Consider the following 14,895-nt stretch of genomic DNA (forward strand, 5'->3'; position numbering starts at 1 on the left):
TTTTGATTCCTTTAGCAAATTCTGCTGCAAGGTCTTTTAGTTTTTGTTCGTTCATCATGTTGCCTGACTCCGTTGTGAATATGAACATAGCAAATTCAGGCAATTACACAATTTAATTTACAGTCTCTCAAAAGCAGATAATTCCCTTTTAACTCACTCATAATAGATTTTAAATATCAACCCCTTATCCTTGCCCATATCACTGATATGGGCAATTTCATGATTTAAATGTAGATGCCTGAGTGAAGATGATTCAATGATCAGCAATAAAAAATTGGTTATAAGATTGAACGGTTATTTTTTGGCTTGCGCCCTTAAGAAAAATCTGTAAAATGCACTCCACAACGCCGGCATAGCTCAGTTGGTAGAGCAACTGACTTGTAATCAGTAGGTCCACAGTTCGAATCCGTGTGCCGGCACCATTTTCTTAGCCTCGCTTTTTAGTGAGGCTTTGATGTTTCTGGGTTTGGCATTTTTATATAGCTGTTTTTTGCCTTGAATACTCAGATCGCCTGTGCCGTCACCTGCACATATCTTACAATCCCATCCTGATATAACTTCTGACAAAGCTTTGCCGTCATCTGGATTTTAAACTGATCCAGTCTTTTGCCTTTTTGTTTCAATTTCTTTGTATTTAAATTCTGATTTACATAATCAGCAAAACCTGAAAATACCGCTTCGGACAGATCTTCAATCTGAATATTCTTAAATTCAAAATTTTCCAAACAATGATAAAGCTCATTTTTCAACATCAGGTTTTTTAAATTGACATCGGCGGATGTCAGCAGAAACTGATATTTACGCTTTTGCAGCGCATTCAAGCTGTTCCATTTTTCAGACAAGATCAGATGATGAAAGCCAATCCGTGCATTGGTGTTCAAAACACTGCGTACCTGATCTAGAAGTTCGGGAACGGAACTATGATAGGCAGCATCCAGACATAGCACCACATCAAAGCGCTGGGAAAAATGCATGTCTTTTAAACGCAGGAAAGAAGCCGGATAGATGGCATTGAGATTAGGTAAATGTTGCTGAATATTCGCCACACAAGCAGGCTGAAGTTCTACACCGGCCAGATATTGCACCTGATAGTGTTGCTGCCAGTGCAACAGGCTGGCACCCTGGCCACAGCCCAGATCCAGCAATTTATCCTTTGAATTTAAACCGACCATTTCTGCCAAATGGTCGGCCAAAGTTCGACAGGCAGCTACATAATCCTGCTGCCCTTCCCGCCAATAACCCAGATTGCTCCAGGGCAACTGCGACTGGTCTCCCAGCAACGAAGCATCAATTGCATATTTATGTTGAGGAAGACGCTGACGAAGTGCCTGAAACCATTGCATCAATCAATAACCGAGTTGGGGTGCTACCTCGATCTTAGGTTTAAGTCCTTCAAATGGCAACGGTGCTCCCATAATTGCAGCAATTTTCATGGCAGAAGTCACTGCAGATTCCAAGATTGGTAAACCGTCCGATGACCATGAGCCGCAGTAGAACACTTTACGGTTCATTTCCAGATGACGATGCTGTAATTCTTTATTGAGGGCGATGGTATTGGCATCTACTACCGCACGGGTCAAGGTCACTGATGAAATCACTTTTTTCGGATCAATCTCAGTCACAGGACGCCAGGTCTGGAATACTGGTGATTTACCCACCAGACTCGGTTCAACCGCATTCAGCCAAACCGTAAATTGCTGACGGGTAAACTTGCGATCCATCATATAGCTGAGTACAGCCCAATCCTTACGTTTCGGTGGCATCACGCTGCTATCGCGGTGAATGACCAATTCACCCTGTTCAAATTTGAATTTCTTTAACAGCTCGATATCACGGCCAAACTGTTCATGATCCAGGAATTCATCAATATGATTGGTTGGTGTCGCCACAACCACACGATCAAAGGTTTTCGACAGACCAGCTGCATTTTCTACCAGTACTTTGTCGCCCTGCTCTTTTACCGAAACGATCGGCGCACCACTTTCAATGTGAATGCCTTCAATCAGCTTGTCTACCAAAGCCGGAGTACCGCCCTGCATACGTAATAAGGCATCACCATCCGTTAGCTGACGCAGGAAAATCAATAAAGGTTTGGCTGGCCATTCACCAATGGTTTTTGGATTACAGGTACAGATGGTATACAGCACCGGCATCACCGCACCATGCCAGAACACTTCTTCAATCTCATTGCGATTGATAAATTCTGCCAGGCTGATGTCCTGATTTTTGGATTTAAAGAATTTTGCCAAGGCTGTTTTGAGTTGCAGCAAACCTTTAACCAGACGCCAGCCATATTGCTGGATGCCTTTGCGGTTATTGATAATCGGAATATTGCCAATCCGGCTACGTGACGTGGTTAGCCAGGTTTCTACCCGGTCTTCAAACAGCCAGCTACAGGCCATATAGGTACGTACCGGGTAAGTTTTAATGCCCAGATGAGTCGCCAGACTTAAGGTATTTTTCCACAGATAAGGATTCATCACACGTAAAGGTGCGTCAATGAGGCCTCCTTCAAATTCGAGACTATGACTGTCCATGCCGCGACCTTGAAGCGCTTCAAAAATAGTAATGCGATGTCCTGCGTCCTGAAGAATTCTGGCAGTAGCCAGTCCAGCCATGCCACTACCAATTACTGCGATATCCAATCTGATCATCCGTCATTGAAAAACTAAAAGAAATTATGAACCATGCTTTCGGCAAATAGGTTATTAAAATCTTCCAGAATACTTTTTTTTCGTAAGTCTGAGTTAACGTAACTTTACAAATAAATTACATTTTTTGAATAGCAAAAAACGTCTTTATATAGAGTAACTTAAACCGCCATTATATTTAAATATTTAAAAATAAATCTTTAAAAAACAAATGATTTAATTAACCGATTTTTTAATCATCGGTTTACAAAGACCGCAAAACACTCTATAATATGCAGCACAAGAAAGAGATAAATTCATAGAGATAAACAAAATGAATTTATCCAAGAAACTCGTAAAAACGACAAGAAATTCCAGCGCATTAGAAAAAAAAGCCTCTGCTTGTGCAGAGGCTTCTTTGTTTTAAGACTGACTGTATTATTCGGCCTGTACCGCGATTTCACCAAATTTACCCTGATTAAAATCTTGAAATGCCTGAATAATTTCTTCCTTGGTATTCATTACAAATGGGCCATAGCCTTGAATAGGTTCATTCAGCGGCTCACCGGTCAAAAGCAAAAATTTAGTGTCCTGATCGGCCTGTAGCTGAATTTCAGGATCATCATCGCGCGCAAACATCACAATAGAGCTATCCAGGACTTTTTGACTGCCATTTACCACCAGCTCACCCGCCAGTACAACCAGCAAAGCATTATGTCCGGTAGGTACATGCAACGTAGTTTCATACTCCGCTTTTAGCTCGCCATCCCAGACATTCACCGGACTAAAGGTATGCGCAGGGCCATGATGACCTCCGAATTCTCCGGCAATCACCCGGATATGTCCTGCACCTTCATCCATTTCAATCCGTGGAATCTCAGCTGCAGTAATGGCCTGATAACGTGGCGCGGTCATTTTGTCTTTGGCTGGCAAGTTGACCCAGAGTTGAACCATTTCAAACAGGCCGCCCTTTTGCGCAAAATCTGGAGAATGAAATTCTTCATGCACCACCCCTGCACCCGCTGTCATCCACTGCACATCGCTGGTCTGAATCGTACCGCCACCGCCACTGGAGTCCTGGTGGGTCACTGCACCCTGATAAGCCAAGGTTACAGTTTCAAAACCACGATGCGGATGTGAACCTACACCATGCTGCTCAGTGGTTGGCGCAAAGTGATACGGCGCTGCATAATCCAGCAATAAAAATGGACTAATGGCCTGCCCCAAACGGTCATAAGAAAACAGGTTTTTCACCGGGAAGCCGTCACCAACCCAGTGCATGTTTTGATTACGGTAAACACCAATAATTTTTTTCATCTTTTACTCCTATACACAATAGGATGAACATGCAGCCATTTTAAGCTTTATCAGCAGTCATCAATACCGTACTTCTAGAATGCAGTATTTCAAATATAAGACGGTTCGACTCTTAGATTTCTGTGTAGCTACTTATAACTTTAGCTTTGCTATAAGACGTTAATTTAGGTAGTCATGAGCAGTAGATAATAAAAAACCCAGCGCTGAGGGCTGGGTTTTTTAATTTCGATAAAGTGTTATCGAATTAGATTTTACCGACCAGGTCGATTGAAGGAGCAAGAGTCGCTTCACCTTCTTTCCATTTTGCAGGACATACTTCACCTGGGTGAGCGTGTACATATTGAGCCGCTTTTACTTTACGAAGCAGTTCTTGCGCGTCACGACCGATACCGCCCGCGTTGATTTCAACGATCTGGATTTTACCGTCTGGATCGATCACGAAAGTACCACGATCCGCCAGACCATCAGCTTCAATCAGCACTTCAAAGTTTTTCGCCAAAGTCCAGGTTGGATCGCCGATCATTGGGTACTGGATTTTACCAATTACGTCAGAGGTGTCATGCCAAGCTTTGTGCGTGAAGTGCGTGTCTGTAGATACTGAGTAGATTTCTACGCCCAGTTTCTGGAATTCAGCATACTGATCAGCAAGATCGCCTAATTCTGTTGGACAAACAAATGTGAAGTCAGCAGGATAGAAAAATACTACAGACCATTTGCCTTTCATGTCTTGCTCAGACACTTCAATAAATTGGCCATTGTGGTAAGCAGTTGCGTTGAATGGCTTAACTTCAGTATTGATTAAACTCATAAGTCTATTCCTATCTATTCGTGAAAGTGTGTGTTCATTTGATGTAGTTAAGAATACGCAAAAACCACCAACAGGTAAAACCGTAACTTTTCATAAAAACTATCGGTTTTTTAGATTTATAATTCCTTTTATTTTTATCTTTCTGATTTGTTTAATCGATTTTGGCGGCTTCACTTTCTTGAAAATGCTGTATAGATTGCCAGGCCGATTTTGCTAAGGCTGCTGCATAGTATTTAGGGCAAGTTTGAACTCGACCAGATAACCAGCTCCGGCAATAACTTTCAGTGGGTCCAATGATCAGTGACATAAGCAGTTCTAAGGGAACAGCTTGTAATTGCCCGATATCTGCCTGCTGAGCCAGCCATTGTTGTAAGTCCTGATTGCGCTGCTGATTCGACTGCTGCAATTCTTCTCCGAAGTCACTGCTTTGAACTGTATGATGCGCGGCATAAAGAAAGCGGGCAAAATCAGGATACGCTACAACCCAATCGATATAACTCTGAATAACCGCCTGTATACCTCGTTCAATACCCTGAACTTGTGACAGAGCCTGCAAACGCTGCGTTGACTGATCTGTGAGCGCTGCAATATATAGTGCCGCAATGATCCCCTCCTTGTTTTTAAAATGATGATAAATCGCCCCGATACTGGTATCGGCCTGATCACGGATCATTTCAATCGTAGTCGCAGCAATGCCTGTACGCAGAAACTCTGTCAATGCGTATTCCAGAATCTGACGTTTGAGTAAAGCCCGTCTTCCCTTAAAAATCCTTTCCAGCAATTCCATGTTTTGCATCTTTAATATTTAAATCCTCTCTATTTTTAAAAGCAGGCTGGCAGCCTGATGTCTGGTTTTTGTCAGATGCGCCAATACAGAATAATATTCTGTATGAGAATATTATTCTGATTAAAAAATAATATACAGGAAGTTATAAATGAGCCAAGCCCTAAAAATCTGGAAAAGCTTAGAAAATAAGCCAGCCGGTAAATATCTTTTTTCTAAATTACTTTGTCTAAAAGCACCTTATTTCGGCAGTATTTCTCCATTGTTTGAAGATTTAAAGCCTGGTTATTGTGCAGTGAGCATTAAGAAACATCGTGCCGTACTGAATCATTTAGGCACTGTACACGCGATTGCCATGTGTAACATGGCTGAACTGGCAGGCGGTACCATGACCGATGCAACCGTTCCAAAGACCCATCGCTGGATTCCTAAAGGCATGCAGGTCGAATATGTCAAAAAAGCTACTACTGACTTGGTTGCGATTGCGACACCCGCCGAGCCTAACTTTATATGGAATGAAGGCAGCGATTATCTGGTCAATGTAGAAATTAAAGATACTACAGAAGAAGTTGTGTTTCGGGCGGTGATCACCATGTGGGTCTCGGTGAAAAAATAAAAAGTTCTATAGATGAAGAAACCCGCCAAATGGCGGGTTTTGATGATGATTTACCTTTTAATGTCGGGATTAAAAAGGAAGATCATCATCCAGATCAGCTGCAGGTGCTGCTACTGGAGCAGGTGCAGACTTCGGCGCATAACCACCCTGGTTATTTTGGTTATTGTTGCCATAACCACTGCCTTGATTATTGTTAAAACCGCCTTGCTGAGGCGCTGAGCCATAACCACCTTGTGAATTATTGCTATAACCGCCACCCTGGTTATTGTTATTAAAACGTGGCTGGTTAAACCCGTTATCGCCCTGCTCGCCTTGTGGACGACCAGAATCCAGCATTTGCATTTGCTCACCACGGATTTCCGTTGTGTAGCGTTCTTGACCGCTTTGATCTGTCCATTGACGGGTACGTAATGAACCTTCGATATAAACTTTAGAACCTTTGCGCAGATATTGCTGTGCAATTTCACCTAAACGGTTATGCAGCACAATACGGTGCCATTCGGTTTGCTCTTTACGTTCGCCCGTATTTTTATCAGTCCATGAATCGCTGGTTGCGATAGAGAATTGAGTGAGAGAACCACCATTTGGGAAAGTTTTGGTCTCAGGATCTCGACCTAAAGTACCAACTAAAATGACCTTATTAACACCACGCATCAGACGTACACTTCCTATTTATTTCTATATTTTACTTTATAAGAGTTATGTTTAAATGGCTACCTCTTTACCTAACAAGTGCGTTAATTGTTGTCGCGAAACATCATCAACCTGCTGTTTATCGACCTTTACAAAGGCGACTTGCTGTTCAGACATGACCACAACCTCTTCAATACCACGAATCGCCAAAAGTTGAGAAGTCCATTCATCTGTTTGTTTACTCTCTGGCAGACGAAGCACGAGCGATGAAAGATAGCGTGGTTGAGCCAACCCAAAACTCATGAGCAGCCAAATTATAGCAATTGCCGATAAAATACTCCAACCGAGCGAAGTGTTGTTGAGTAACAACAATTGTCCACCAATGATCCCGCCAAAGAATGCGCCCAGGAACTGACTACTGGCATTCACGCCCATCGCAGTGGCTTTGGATTGAATCGGGGCTGCTTTGGATAGCCAGGAGGGCAGTAAGGCTTCCATGACATTAAAAGCAATAAAGAATAATCCCAATCCACCGATCAGCACATATTTGGATTCAAAGCCAAAAATCATGATCAACAGACCCAGAATAATCCCGCCAATCGCTGTCAGGAAAATACTGCGCATCTTGCGATATTTCTCTGCCAGTACAATGCTCGGGAAGGCAAAAAACAGACTGACGACCAGCAGCGGCAGATAGACCCAACCATGGCTCGATAATGGCAGTTCAGCAACTTCAATCAGTTGCGATGGCACATAAATAAACATGGCTGTGAGCAGCAAATGCAGGGTAAATACTGAAATATGCAGACGGTTCAGATCCCCCATTTTCAGGACCTGTTTTAGCTGCTCCAGATAGCCCTGCTGAAAATTTTTATGATGACGGGTAACTTTAGGGACCATCAACAACATCGCAATCGCAGCCAAGCCCATTACGGTGGTCACCCAGAACAGACCGGAAATGCCGACCAGTCCTGTCACCCACGGCCCCATGGTAAAGGCCACCACAAAGGACAGGCCGATACTCATGCCCATCACCGCCATGGCTTTCATGCGGTTTTCTTCACGGGTCACATCGGCCAATAGGGCCATCACCACTGCTGAAACTGCCCCGCCACCAGCAATCGCACGACCGATGATCACGCCATAAATGGTGTCAGACATTGCAGCAATCGCGCCACCTAGAGCGAATAACAACAAGCCCAAAACCACCAGTGGCTTACGGCTATAGCGGTCCGCGATCAGGCTAAACGGAATCTGCAAAATGGCCTGTGTCAGGCCATAAATACCCACCGCCAGACCAATCAGTGCCGGCGTAGCATATTCATATGACTGCCCCGCTACAGAGAATACAGGGATGATCATAAACAACCCCAGCATGCGCAGTGCGAAAATACTGCTCAGGGCAAAGGTCGAGCGACGTTCTAAGGCATTCATCATAAAGTCTGGCGATCGAGTTAGTTAATCTTGATGCGTAGATTATAGGCCATTCCGCTCAAAGGAATGCATGAATTTTATTTGAAATAAAGATGAGGACTATCTGAAAATTGACATCCTCCCCCAGCTAAAGCAAGGGGATTCCTACTGCTAGACGCTCATGCCCGAGCGCAAGAATATTCAGTGCGGAATTTACATCCCGATCCCATGAGCTACCACACTCACCACACTGCCACTCTCTTATTCCTAAACCTGCTCTACCTTTCGGACTACTGGAGCGTGAGCCACAGCACGAACAAGTTTGGGTGGTATAGGCTTCATTGACTTCTTCATACCATACCCCTGCGTTCTCGCATTTATACTTGAGCATGGTTCTTAGTGTTGTCCAACTGGCATCTAACACAGACTTGGCTAGTTTGGTTTGCGCTAATGCTTTGGCATTCACATTGCCAACGAAGATTGCTGCATGTTCTTTTACTAGTTTATGGCTGAATTGATGCAGCATGTTTTGTCTTACATTTTTAATCTTGGCGTGAATTGCTTTCACTCGTTTTTTATTTTTTGCACGTTGAGCAATACCAAGTTTTTGTTCATATTTCCGATAGATTTGAGGGGCTTTAAGTTTTACACCATCTGAACAAGTGGCTAAATCTTTTAAACCTAAATCTATGCCAATTGAGGTTTTAGCGGTGGTTTTCTCTGTTTTAGCATTGTCAACTACAAGACATACATACCAACGGCCTCGGCTATCTTCAACGAATGAGCCTGTTTTAACCCTGTATTGACTTAAACCGTAACTATCCCATAACTTGAATTGGTGTTTACCATATTGAACACAGCCATCAGCATATTTGATTGCAACCTTTTTAAACGGTATCCAACCTAGTGAACGTCTAGCTGATTTTTTATTACTGACACGCCATTTTAGTTTTGCTTTTTTGAACTGCTTGCGTCTTGTGACCAATTCTTCTGTCACTGCCTGAATAGTTTGACTGTGCAAGTTGCATTCTTTCGATGTGCCTTTCGTGTATTTTGCAATATCGTATGCTGAAAAGAATTGTTGTTTTTTTTGAAGATGTTTAAAACACAAATCATTGACATAATTCCAAACAAAATTTACTTCGGATGCTAACTGATTTAGCACCTTGCAATGTTTGTCTTTTATGCGTAATTTGAGTGTCTTCATCCAATTATTTTAACAGTATTTTTCTTAATAGTGACTATAGTACAAGTATTTAAAACGACATTTCGTGTCGTTCATGTGGTTTACTCCAGTCGCTTATATCCTCGTGCTGAACCACGAGGTTTTACGCTCCAATGGATAAAAAAGCGTAGCCGGAGCTACGCTTCTGTTCAGCGATCACGGGGCTATTTGCCTGCTTTTAATAACTGACGCTTGGTATATTGAATCGAAGCAATGACTGCCCAGATAATGAAAGCCACACCGATCAGACCAGTTACCACTTCAGGAATATGTACACCGGTACTGCTTGCCAGCATGATAAATGCCAGAGCACCAATCGCATAGTGCGCGCCATGTTCCAAATAGATATAGGCATCCAGCGTGCCTTTATCGACCAGGTAAATGGTCATCGAACGCACGAACATCGCACCGATGGCCAAGCCTAACATGATGATTACCACGTCAGACGTAATCGCAAAGGCACCGATTACACCGTCAAAACTGAAAGATGCGTCCAGCACTTCCAGGTAAAGAAAGCCACCAAAGCCGGCTTTTACCACGCCAGTCGGTACACCTTCAGCATCGTGACGAACGGCATTACCCTCTTCATCTACCTCCGGTTCCCCGCCTAGCATATGGCTTAGGACCTGTACGCCGATATAAATCACGATCCCCCAGATCCCGGCCAGAATAACATCCAAACGTTTCGCTTCTTCGACCTGGAAATCCATGATTAATAAAGCAATCAGGGTAATAAAGACTGACATCGCCGGAACGTTTGCCAGATGCGCCAGACGGCGTTCCAGCATGCGGAACCAGTGGGTATCTTTTTCTTCATCCAGGAAGAAATTCAGGAACACCAGCATCAGGAAGGCACCACCAAAGGCAGAAATCTCGGCATGATGTGCCATCAGTTTGGCCGAATATTCTTTGGGTGCATTTAAGGCGAGCTGCACCACTTCCATAAAGCCCATATCCGCAGTCACGGCCACAATGACCACCGGGAAAATCAGACGCATCCCGAAAACTGCAACCAGAATCCCGACTGTCAGGAAAATCATTTTCCAGAAATGATCCCAACCGCGCAGGACGGATGCATTGACAACCGCGTTATCAAACGACAACGACACTTCCATAATCGCCAGAATAGCGGTGATGGTCAGTGCTGTGAACATGGTTTGCAGGCCCGCTTCCGGACCATGGGTAAATCCCCAATAAGCAGACAAACCAAGACACACGATCGAAAATACGATTGAGAAACCAAAGTGTTTCAACATATATATCGACCTTAGATAAATTTCATTAAATGCATTTCTTTAAACGTAGAGAAATACTAAGACTAAAAGTTGTCCCAATTATGAAACTTTTGCCGCATAAACCAAAGCACTTCCTGAACCATTTTTAGGTATTTTCTGCTTTTCAGATTTGCTGATCTTTTAAACAGATTCATCTTTGCTATAGTGCTGGATATTTTGACTTCAACTGCTAAGGATTTCAGTATGAGTTTCTCTCAAGACGTATGGCAACGTAATCTCGGACTTTATCAAAAGACATTGGCGCTGCCTTTTAACCAGCAGCTGGCGCAGGGAACATTAAGCCGTGAAGCTTTTAGTCATTATGTGATTCAGGATGCGCATTATTTACTGGCCTATGGCCGTGCACTGGCGGTGTGTGCAGCCAAAGCTTTTGAAGCAGATGACGTAATCCAGTTCAGTGAAGCCGCTAAAACTGCTATTGTAGTCGAACGTAGCCTGCATGATGGCTTTATGCAGGATTTTGGCATCAGCAAAACCCAATTTGAAAATACACCTTTGACTCTGGCCAGCCATCATTACACCTCTTATTTACAGGCAACAGCCTGGGCAGAAAGTTATCCGGTGGTTCTGGCTACCCTCTTGCCATGTTTCTGGATCTATGCAGAAGTCGGTAAGGATATTGTCGATAAGGCGGCGCCGAATAATCCGTATCAGGCCTGGATTGATACCTATGCCGGTGAAGATTTTCATACGGCGGTACGCAATGTAATTGCTACTGTGGATCGAGTGGCAGCACGGGTCGATGCCGATACTCTAGAAAAAATGCATCAGGCCTATACCTATGCAGCACGTCTGGAATGGTTGTTCTGGGACAGTGCTTATGAACAGCGCCAGTGGCCAGGTCTGGATGATTAATTTTAGTTTCTATTGACTACGCCCTGTCCAATGCAGGGCTTTTTTATTTTTAAACCAAACTCTAAATGATGGAAAGTGAAGCTAATTTTGATGTCGTTATGCATCATGAAATTTTATCTATTAGATGTTTGGAAAAGAGCAAATCTAATCTACATTTTCCCCCAGTTGCTTTAGTACTGATCTTTTGACCAATATCCGACACAACTTGACGTTTAAAATACTTTTATTTGCACTTGAACATTTTTCATTCGGTATCATATAAAGGTTTTTGATGAATTTTCTAGGATCATTGCATGAGCCAAAGTCACATCCGTATTCGAGGTGCACGTACCCATAACCTGAAAAATGTGAACCTTGATATTCCACGCGACAAGTTTGTGGTGATTACGGGACTGTCTGGTTCAGGTAAGTCCTCACTGGCATTCGATACGTTATATGCGGAAGGTCAACGCCGTTATGTAGAATCTCTGTCTGCCTACGCGCGTCAATTCCTTTCGCAAATGGAAAAGCCGGAAGTTGATTCGATTGAGGGCCTAAGCCCAGCCATCGCTATTGAACAGAAATCGACTAGCCATAATCCGCGTTCGACTGTAGGTACCATTACCGAAATCTATGACTATTTACGTCTGCTTTACGCACGCGTAGGTACACCTTACTGTCCGGAACACGACCTGCCTATGGTGGCACAGACCGTAACTGAAATGGTCGATGCGGTTAAAGAACTGGAAGAAGGTACTGCACTGTTATTGCTAGCGCCTGTCGTGCGTGAACGTAAGGGTGAGTACACAGCGCTATTTGAACAACTGCAAAGCCAAGGCTTTGTGCGTGCACGTGTCGATGGCGAGATCATGGAAATTGATCCGCCACCCGAGTTGGACAAAAAGAAAAAACATACTATTGAAGTCGTGGTTGACCGCTTTAAGGTACGTGATGATCTCGGTAATCGGATTGCAGAAAGTTTTGAAACTGCACTGCGTCTCGGTGGTGATATCGCGATTTTGTCTTGGATGAAAGGCGAAAATGATGATCGCGTGTTTTCTGCCAAACACTCCTGTCCGGAATGTGACCGCGCTGTCGCTGAACTGGAGCCACGCCTGTTTTCATTTAACAATCCCTTCGGTGCCTGCCCGGTCTGTGATGGTTTGGGTACCCGTAGCCATTTTAGTGCAGACAAACTGATTCCCAATCAGGAGGTCAGCATTAGCCAGGGTGCGATTCGTGGCTGGGATCGTCAGCGTCCGTATTATTATGGCATGCTGCAAAAAGTAGCCGAGCATTTCGGTTTTTCTCTAGAAACGCCTTGGAATGAACTGGATGCCAACACCAAGAAGAAATTCCTTTACGGTACCGGCAAAGAAAAAATTGACCTGAGCTATATTGATGAACGTGGTCGTCGTCATAACCGGGTGATGCCATTTGAAGGTATTTTGCCGCATCTGGAACGCCGTTACCGCGAAACTGAAAGCAATTATGTGCGTGATGATCTGGCGCAGTATCTATCCAATGCCGCTTGTGATGCTTGTGATGGTTCACGTCTGAATGAAATCTCACGTAATGTGAAAATTCTGGACAAGACCATTGCCGACGTTACTCGCATGTCGATTGGCGATGCCGAGAGCTATTATCAAGGTATTAATCTGGAAGGTGCGCGTGGTGAAATTGCGGACAAGATTTTTAAGGAAATCCGTGAGCGTCTGCACTTCCTGGTATCTGTCGGTCTGAACTATTTGAGCCTGTCCCGTTCTGCTGAAACCCTGTCTGGTGGTGAAGCACAGCGTATCCGTCTGGCCTCACAAATTGGTGCCGGCCTCATGGGTGTGATGTATGTACTGGATGAGCCTTCGATTGGTCTGCATCAGCGTGATAATGATCGCCTGTTACAAACCCTGATTCGTTTACGTGACCTCGGTAATACTGTTTTAGTGGTCGAACATGATGAAGATGCAATTCGTGCTGCAGACCATATTATTGATATTGGTCCGGGTGCCGGTGTGCATGGTGGCCATGTGATTGCAGAAGGTACCTATCAGGAACTCGCTGAAAATAAAGATTCCCTGACTGGTAAATATCTGTCTGGCAAACTGAAAATTGAAGTGCCGAAAAAACGGGTTCAGCCACCAAAACCGGAAGAACAGATCAAATTGATGGGTGCTGCCGGGCATAACCTGAAGAAAGTCGATCTGACCATTCCATTGGGAATCATGACTTGTGTCACCGGTGTTTCAGGTTCTGGTAAATCTACGTTGATTAACCGGACTCTGTTGCCACTAGCAGCGACTCAGCTGAATGGTGCAACCACGCTAACTGCTGAGAAGTTTGACTCAATTGATGGTCTGCAATTTCTGGATAAAGTGGTTGATATTGACCAGAGCCCGATTGGCCGTACGCCACGTTCGAACCCAGCAACTTATACCGGTTTGTTTACTCCAATTCGTGAACTGTTTTCACAGACTCCGGAAGCCAAAGCGCGTGGTTATACCGCTGGCCGTTTCTCGTTTAACGTGAAAGGCGGACGCTGTGAGGCCTGTGAAGGTGATGGCATGATTAAGGTAGCGATGCACTTTCTGCCGGATATGTATGTGCCGTGTGACGCCTGTCATGGCAAGCGTTATAACCGTGAAACGCTGGAAGTGAACTACAAAGGCAAGAATATTTCTGATGTATTGCAGATGACCGTTGAAGATGCCATGCATTTCTTTGATGCGATTCCAGTGATTCATCGTCGTCTGGAAACCTTGCATCAGGTTGGTCTGGGCTATATCCGTTTAGGTCAGTCAGCGACGACCCTTTCTGGTGGTGAAGCACAACGGGTAAAACTGGCACGTGAGCTGGCCAAACGGGATACCGGTAAAACCCTGTATGTCCTGGATGAGCCAACCACTGGTCTGCATTTCCATGATATTGCCAAGCTGCTGGACATCCTGCATGAGCTACGCAATAAAGGGAATACCATTGTTGTGATTGAACATAACTTGGATGTGATCAAGACTGCAGACTGGGTGGTAGACCTTGGGCCTGAAGGTGGTGCGGGTGGCGGTATGATTATCGCGGAAGGTACTCCGGAAGATGTTGTGAAAGTTAAGGCTTCACATACAGGGAAATTCTTAAAGCCGTTATTGAAGTAATTTTATTCTCTCCAATCCTCCTTTGAAAAAGGAGAGAGTGCCCCATTGCTGTCCCACAATTTTTCATAAGAGGAAGCTCAAATGAGCTTCCTCTTGTTTTATGGGTATTTTATCGGGTGAAAATAAAGCTTTTAAAGTTCTTCTTTCAAACAAATTCACTTGAATTATTCTGAGTAAACGTTGAACTGTCCAAC

Annotated in this window: 12 protein-coding genes, 1 tRNA gene and 1 pseudogene; 4 read left to right on the forward strand and 10 right to left on the reverse strand. The window is 44.1% G+C overall.

Translation table 11 applies throughout. The features are described from left to right. The first annotated feature begins 346 nt into the window (after positions 1-346). A tRNA-Thr gene (locus FTU72_RS15060) sits at positions 347-422 on the forward strand. 81 nt (positions 423-503) lie between these two features. On the opposite strand, the gene FTU72_RS15065 is transcribed toward FTU72_RS15060, so the two are convergent. The 5 genes from FTU72_RS15065 to FTU72_RS15085 all read right to left on the reverse strand — a co-directional run bounded on the left by FTU72_RS15065 (position 504) and on the right by FTU72_RS15085 (position 5,551). After that, positions 504-1,343 (reverse strand): cyclopropane-fatty-acyl-phospholipid synthase family protein, encoded by an 840-nt coding sequence (locus FTU72_RS15065; RefSeq protein WP_159123709.1) that lies wholly within the window; start codon positions 1,341-1,343, stop codon positions 504-506. Positions 1,344-1,346: 3 nt separating this feature from the next. Then, positions 1,347-2,654: an FAD-dependent oxidoreductase gene (locus tag FTU72_RS15070; RefSeq protein WP_125279600.1), complete on the reverse strand. Its 1,308-nt coding sequence runs from the start codon at positions 2,652-2,654 to the stop codon at positions 1,347-1,349. A 414-nt stretch (positions 2,655-3,068) separates the two neighbouring features. Next, positions 3,069-3,947 carry a pirin family protein gene (locus FTU72_RS15075; protein WP_180012427.1) on the reverse strand — a complete coding sequence of 293 codons (879 nt, stop codon included), beginning with the start codon at positions 3,945-3,947 and terminating at the stop codon, positions 3,069-3,071. A gap of 244 nt (positions 3,948-4,191) precedes the next feature. After that, complete coding sequence (ahpC, locus tag FTU72_RS15080; RefSeq protein WP_005232609.1) at positions 4,192-4,755, reverse strand: alkyl hydroperoxide reductase subunit C; 564 nt, start codon at positions 4,753-4,755, stop codon at positions 4,192-4,194. A gap of 151 nt (positions 4,756-4,906) precedes the next feature. Further along, positions 4,907-5,551 (reverse strand): TetR/AcrR family transcriptional regulator, encoded by a 645-nt coding sequence (locus FTU72_RS15085; protein WP_171521866.1) that lies wholly within the window; start codon positions 5,549-5,551, stop codon positions 4,907-4,909. Between the two features lie 139 nt (positions 5,552-5,690). Here FTU72_RS15085 and FTU72_RS15090 point away from each other — a divergent pair, with 139 nt between their 5' ends. Then, positions 5,691-6,155: a hotdog fold domain-containing protein gene (locus FTU72_RS15090; RefSeq protein ID WP_166136870.1), complete on the forward strand. Its 465-nt coding sequence runs from the start codon at positions 5,691-5,693 to the stop codon at positions 6,153-6,155. Positions 6,156-6,224: 69 nt separating this feature from the next. Here the strand turns inward: FTU72_RS15090 and ssb are convergent, their stop codons facing one another. The 4 genes from ssb to FTU72_RS15110 all read right to left on the reverse strand — a co-directional run bounded on the left by ssb (position 6,225) and on the right by FTU72_RS15110 (position 10,682). After that, the gene (gene ssb / locus FTU72_RS15095) at positions 6,225-6,809 is read right to left on the reverse strand and encodes a single-stranded DNA-binding protein (RefSeq protein WP_159123705.1); all 585 of its coding nucleotides are present in this window, start codon (positions 6,807-6,809) and stop codon (positions 6,225-6,227) included. 51 nt (positions 6,810-6,860) lie between these two features. Continuing rightward, entirely contained in the window at positions 6,861-8,225 is a 1,365-nt protein-coding gene (locus tag FTU72_RS15100) for an MFS transporter (RefSeq protein ID WP_034170221.1), read from the reverse strand. Positions 8,226-8,349: 124 nt separating this feature from the next. After that, a complete protein-coding gene (locus FTU72_RS15105) occupies positions 8,350-9,408 on the reverse strand; it encodes an RNA-guided endonuclease TnpB family protein (RefSeq protein ID WP_004781556.1) in 1,059 nt (352 codons plus the stop codon). Positions 9,409-9,590: 182 nt separating this feature from the next. Further along, the gene (locus tag FTU72_RS15110) at positions 9,591-10,682 is read right to left on the reverse strand and encodes a DUF475 domain-containing protein (RefSeq protein ID WP_004781554.1); all 1,092 of its coding nucleotides are present in this window, start codon (positions 10,680-10,682) and stop codon (positions 9,591-9,593) included. Positions 10,683-10,904: 222 nt separating this feature from the next. Here FTU72_RS15110 and tenA point away from each other — a divergent pair, with 222 nt between their 5' ends. Both tenA and uvrA read left to right on the forward strand, forming a co-directional pair. Then, positions 10,905-11,576, forward strand: coding sequence for a thiaminase II (gene tenA, locus FTU72_RS15115; protein ID WP_180053080.1), 672 nt, complete (start codon positions 10,905-10,907; stop codon positions 11,574-11,576). A gap of 293 nt (positions 11,577-11,869) precedes the next feature. Continuing rightward, complete coding sequence (uvrA, locus tag FTU72_RS15120) at positions 11,870-14,701, forward strand: excinuclease ABC subunit UvrA (protein ID WP_004781551.1); 2,832 nt, start codon at positions 11,870-11,872, stop codon at positions 14,699-14,701. Positions 14,702-14,764: 63 nt separating this feature from the next. Here uvrA and FTU72_RS15125 read toward each other — a convergent pair. Continuing rightward, positions 14,765-14,895 (reverse strand): annotated as a pseudogene (locus FTU72_RS15125) (IS4 family transposase); the annotation flags it as partial.

The organism is Acinetobacter sp. YH12137 (assembly GCF_013418535.1).
Taxonomy (GTDB): Bacteria; Pseudomonadota; Gammaproteobacteria; order Pseudomonadales; family Moraxellaceae; genus Acinetobacter.

Bases quoted from the DNA above. Each gene is read 5' to 3' on its own strand.
- FTU72_RS15070 (WP_125279600.1), bottom strand. From the start codon at position 2,654: ATGATCAGATTGGATATCGCAGTAATTGGTAGTGGCATGGCTGGACTG.
- FTU72_RS15110 (WP_004781554.1), bottom strand. From the start codon at position 10,682: ATGTTGAAACACTTTGGTTTCTCAATCGTATTTTCGATCGTGTGTCTT.
- FTU72_RS15065 (WP_159123709.1), bottom strand. From the start codon at position 1,343: ATGCAATGGTTTCAGGCACTTCGTCAGCGTCTTCCTCAACATAAATAT.
- FTU72_RS15075 (WP_180012427.1), bottom strand. From the start codon at position 3,947: ATGAAAAAAATTATTGGTGTTTACCGTAATCAAAACATGCACTGGGTT.
- uvrA (WP_004781551.1), top strand. From the start codon at position 11,870: ATGAGCCAAAGTCACATCCGTATTCGAGGTGCACGTACCCATAACCTG.
- ahpC (WP_005232609.1), bottom strand. From the start codon at position 4,755: ATGAGTTTAATCAATACTGAAGTTAAGCCATTCAACGCAACTGCTTAC.
- FTU72_RS15090 (WP_166136870.1), top strand. From the start codon at position 5,691: ATGAGCCAAGCCCTAAAAATCTGGAAAAGCTTAGAAAATAAGCCAGCC.
- FTU72_RS15105 (WP_004781556.1), bottom strand. From the start codon at position 9,408: ATGAAGACACTCAAATTACGCATAAAAGACAAACATTGCAAGGTGCTA.
- ssb (WP_159123705.1), bottom strand. From the start codon at position 6,809: ATGCGTGGTGTTAATAAGGTCATTTTAGTTGGTACTTTAGGTCGAGAT.
- FTU72_RS15100 (WP_034170221.1), bottom strand. From the start codon at position 8,225: ATGATGAATGCCTTAGAACGTCGCTCGACCTTTGCCCTGAGCAGTATT.
- tenA (WP_180053080.1), top strand. From the start codon at position 10,905: ATGAGTTTCTCTCAAGACGTATGGCAACGTAATCTCGGACTTTATCAA.
- FTU72_RS15085 (WP_171521866.1), bottom strand. From the start codon at position 5,551: ATGCAAAACATGGAATTGCTGGAAAGGATTTTTAAGGGAAGACGGGCT.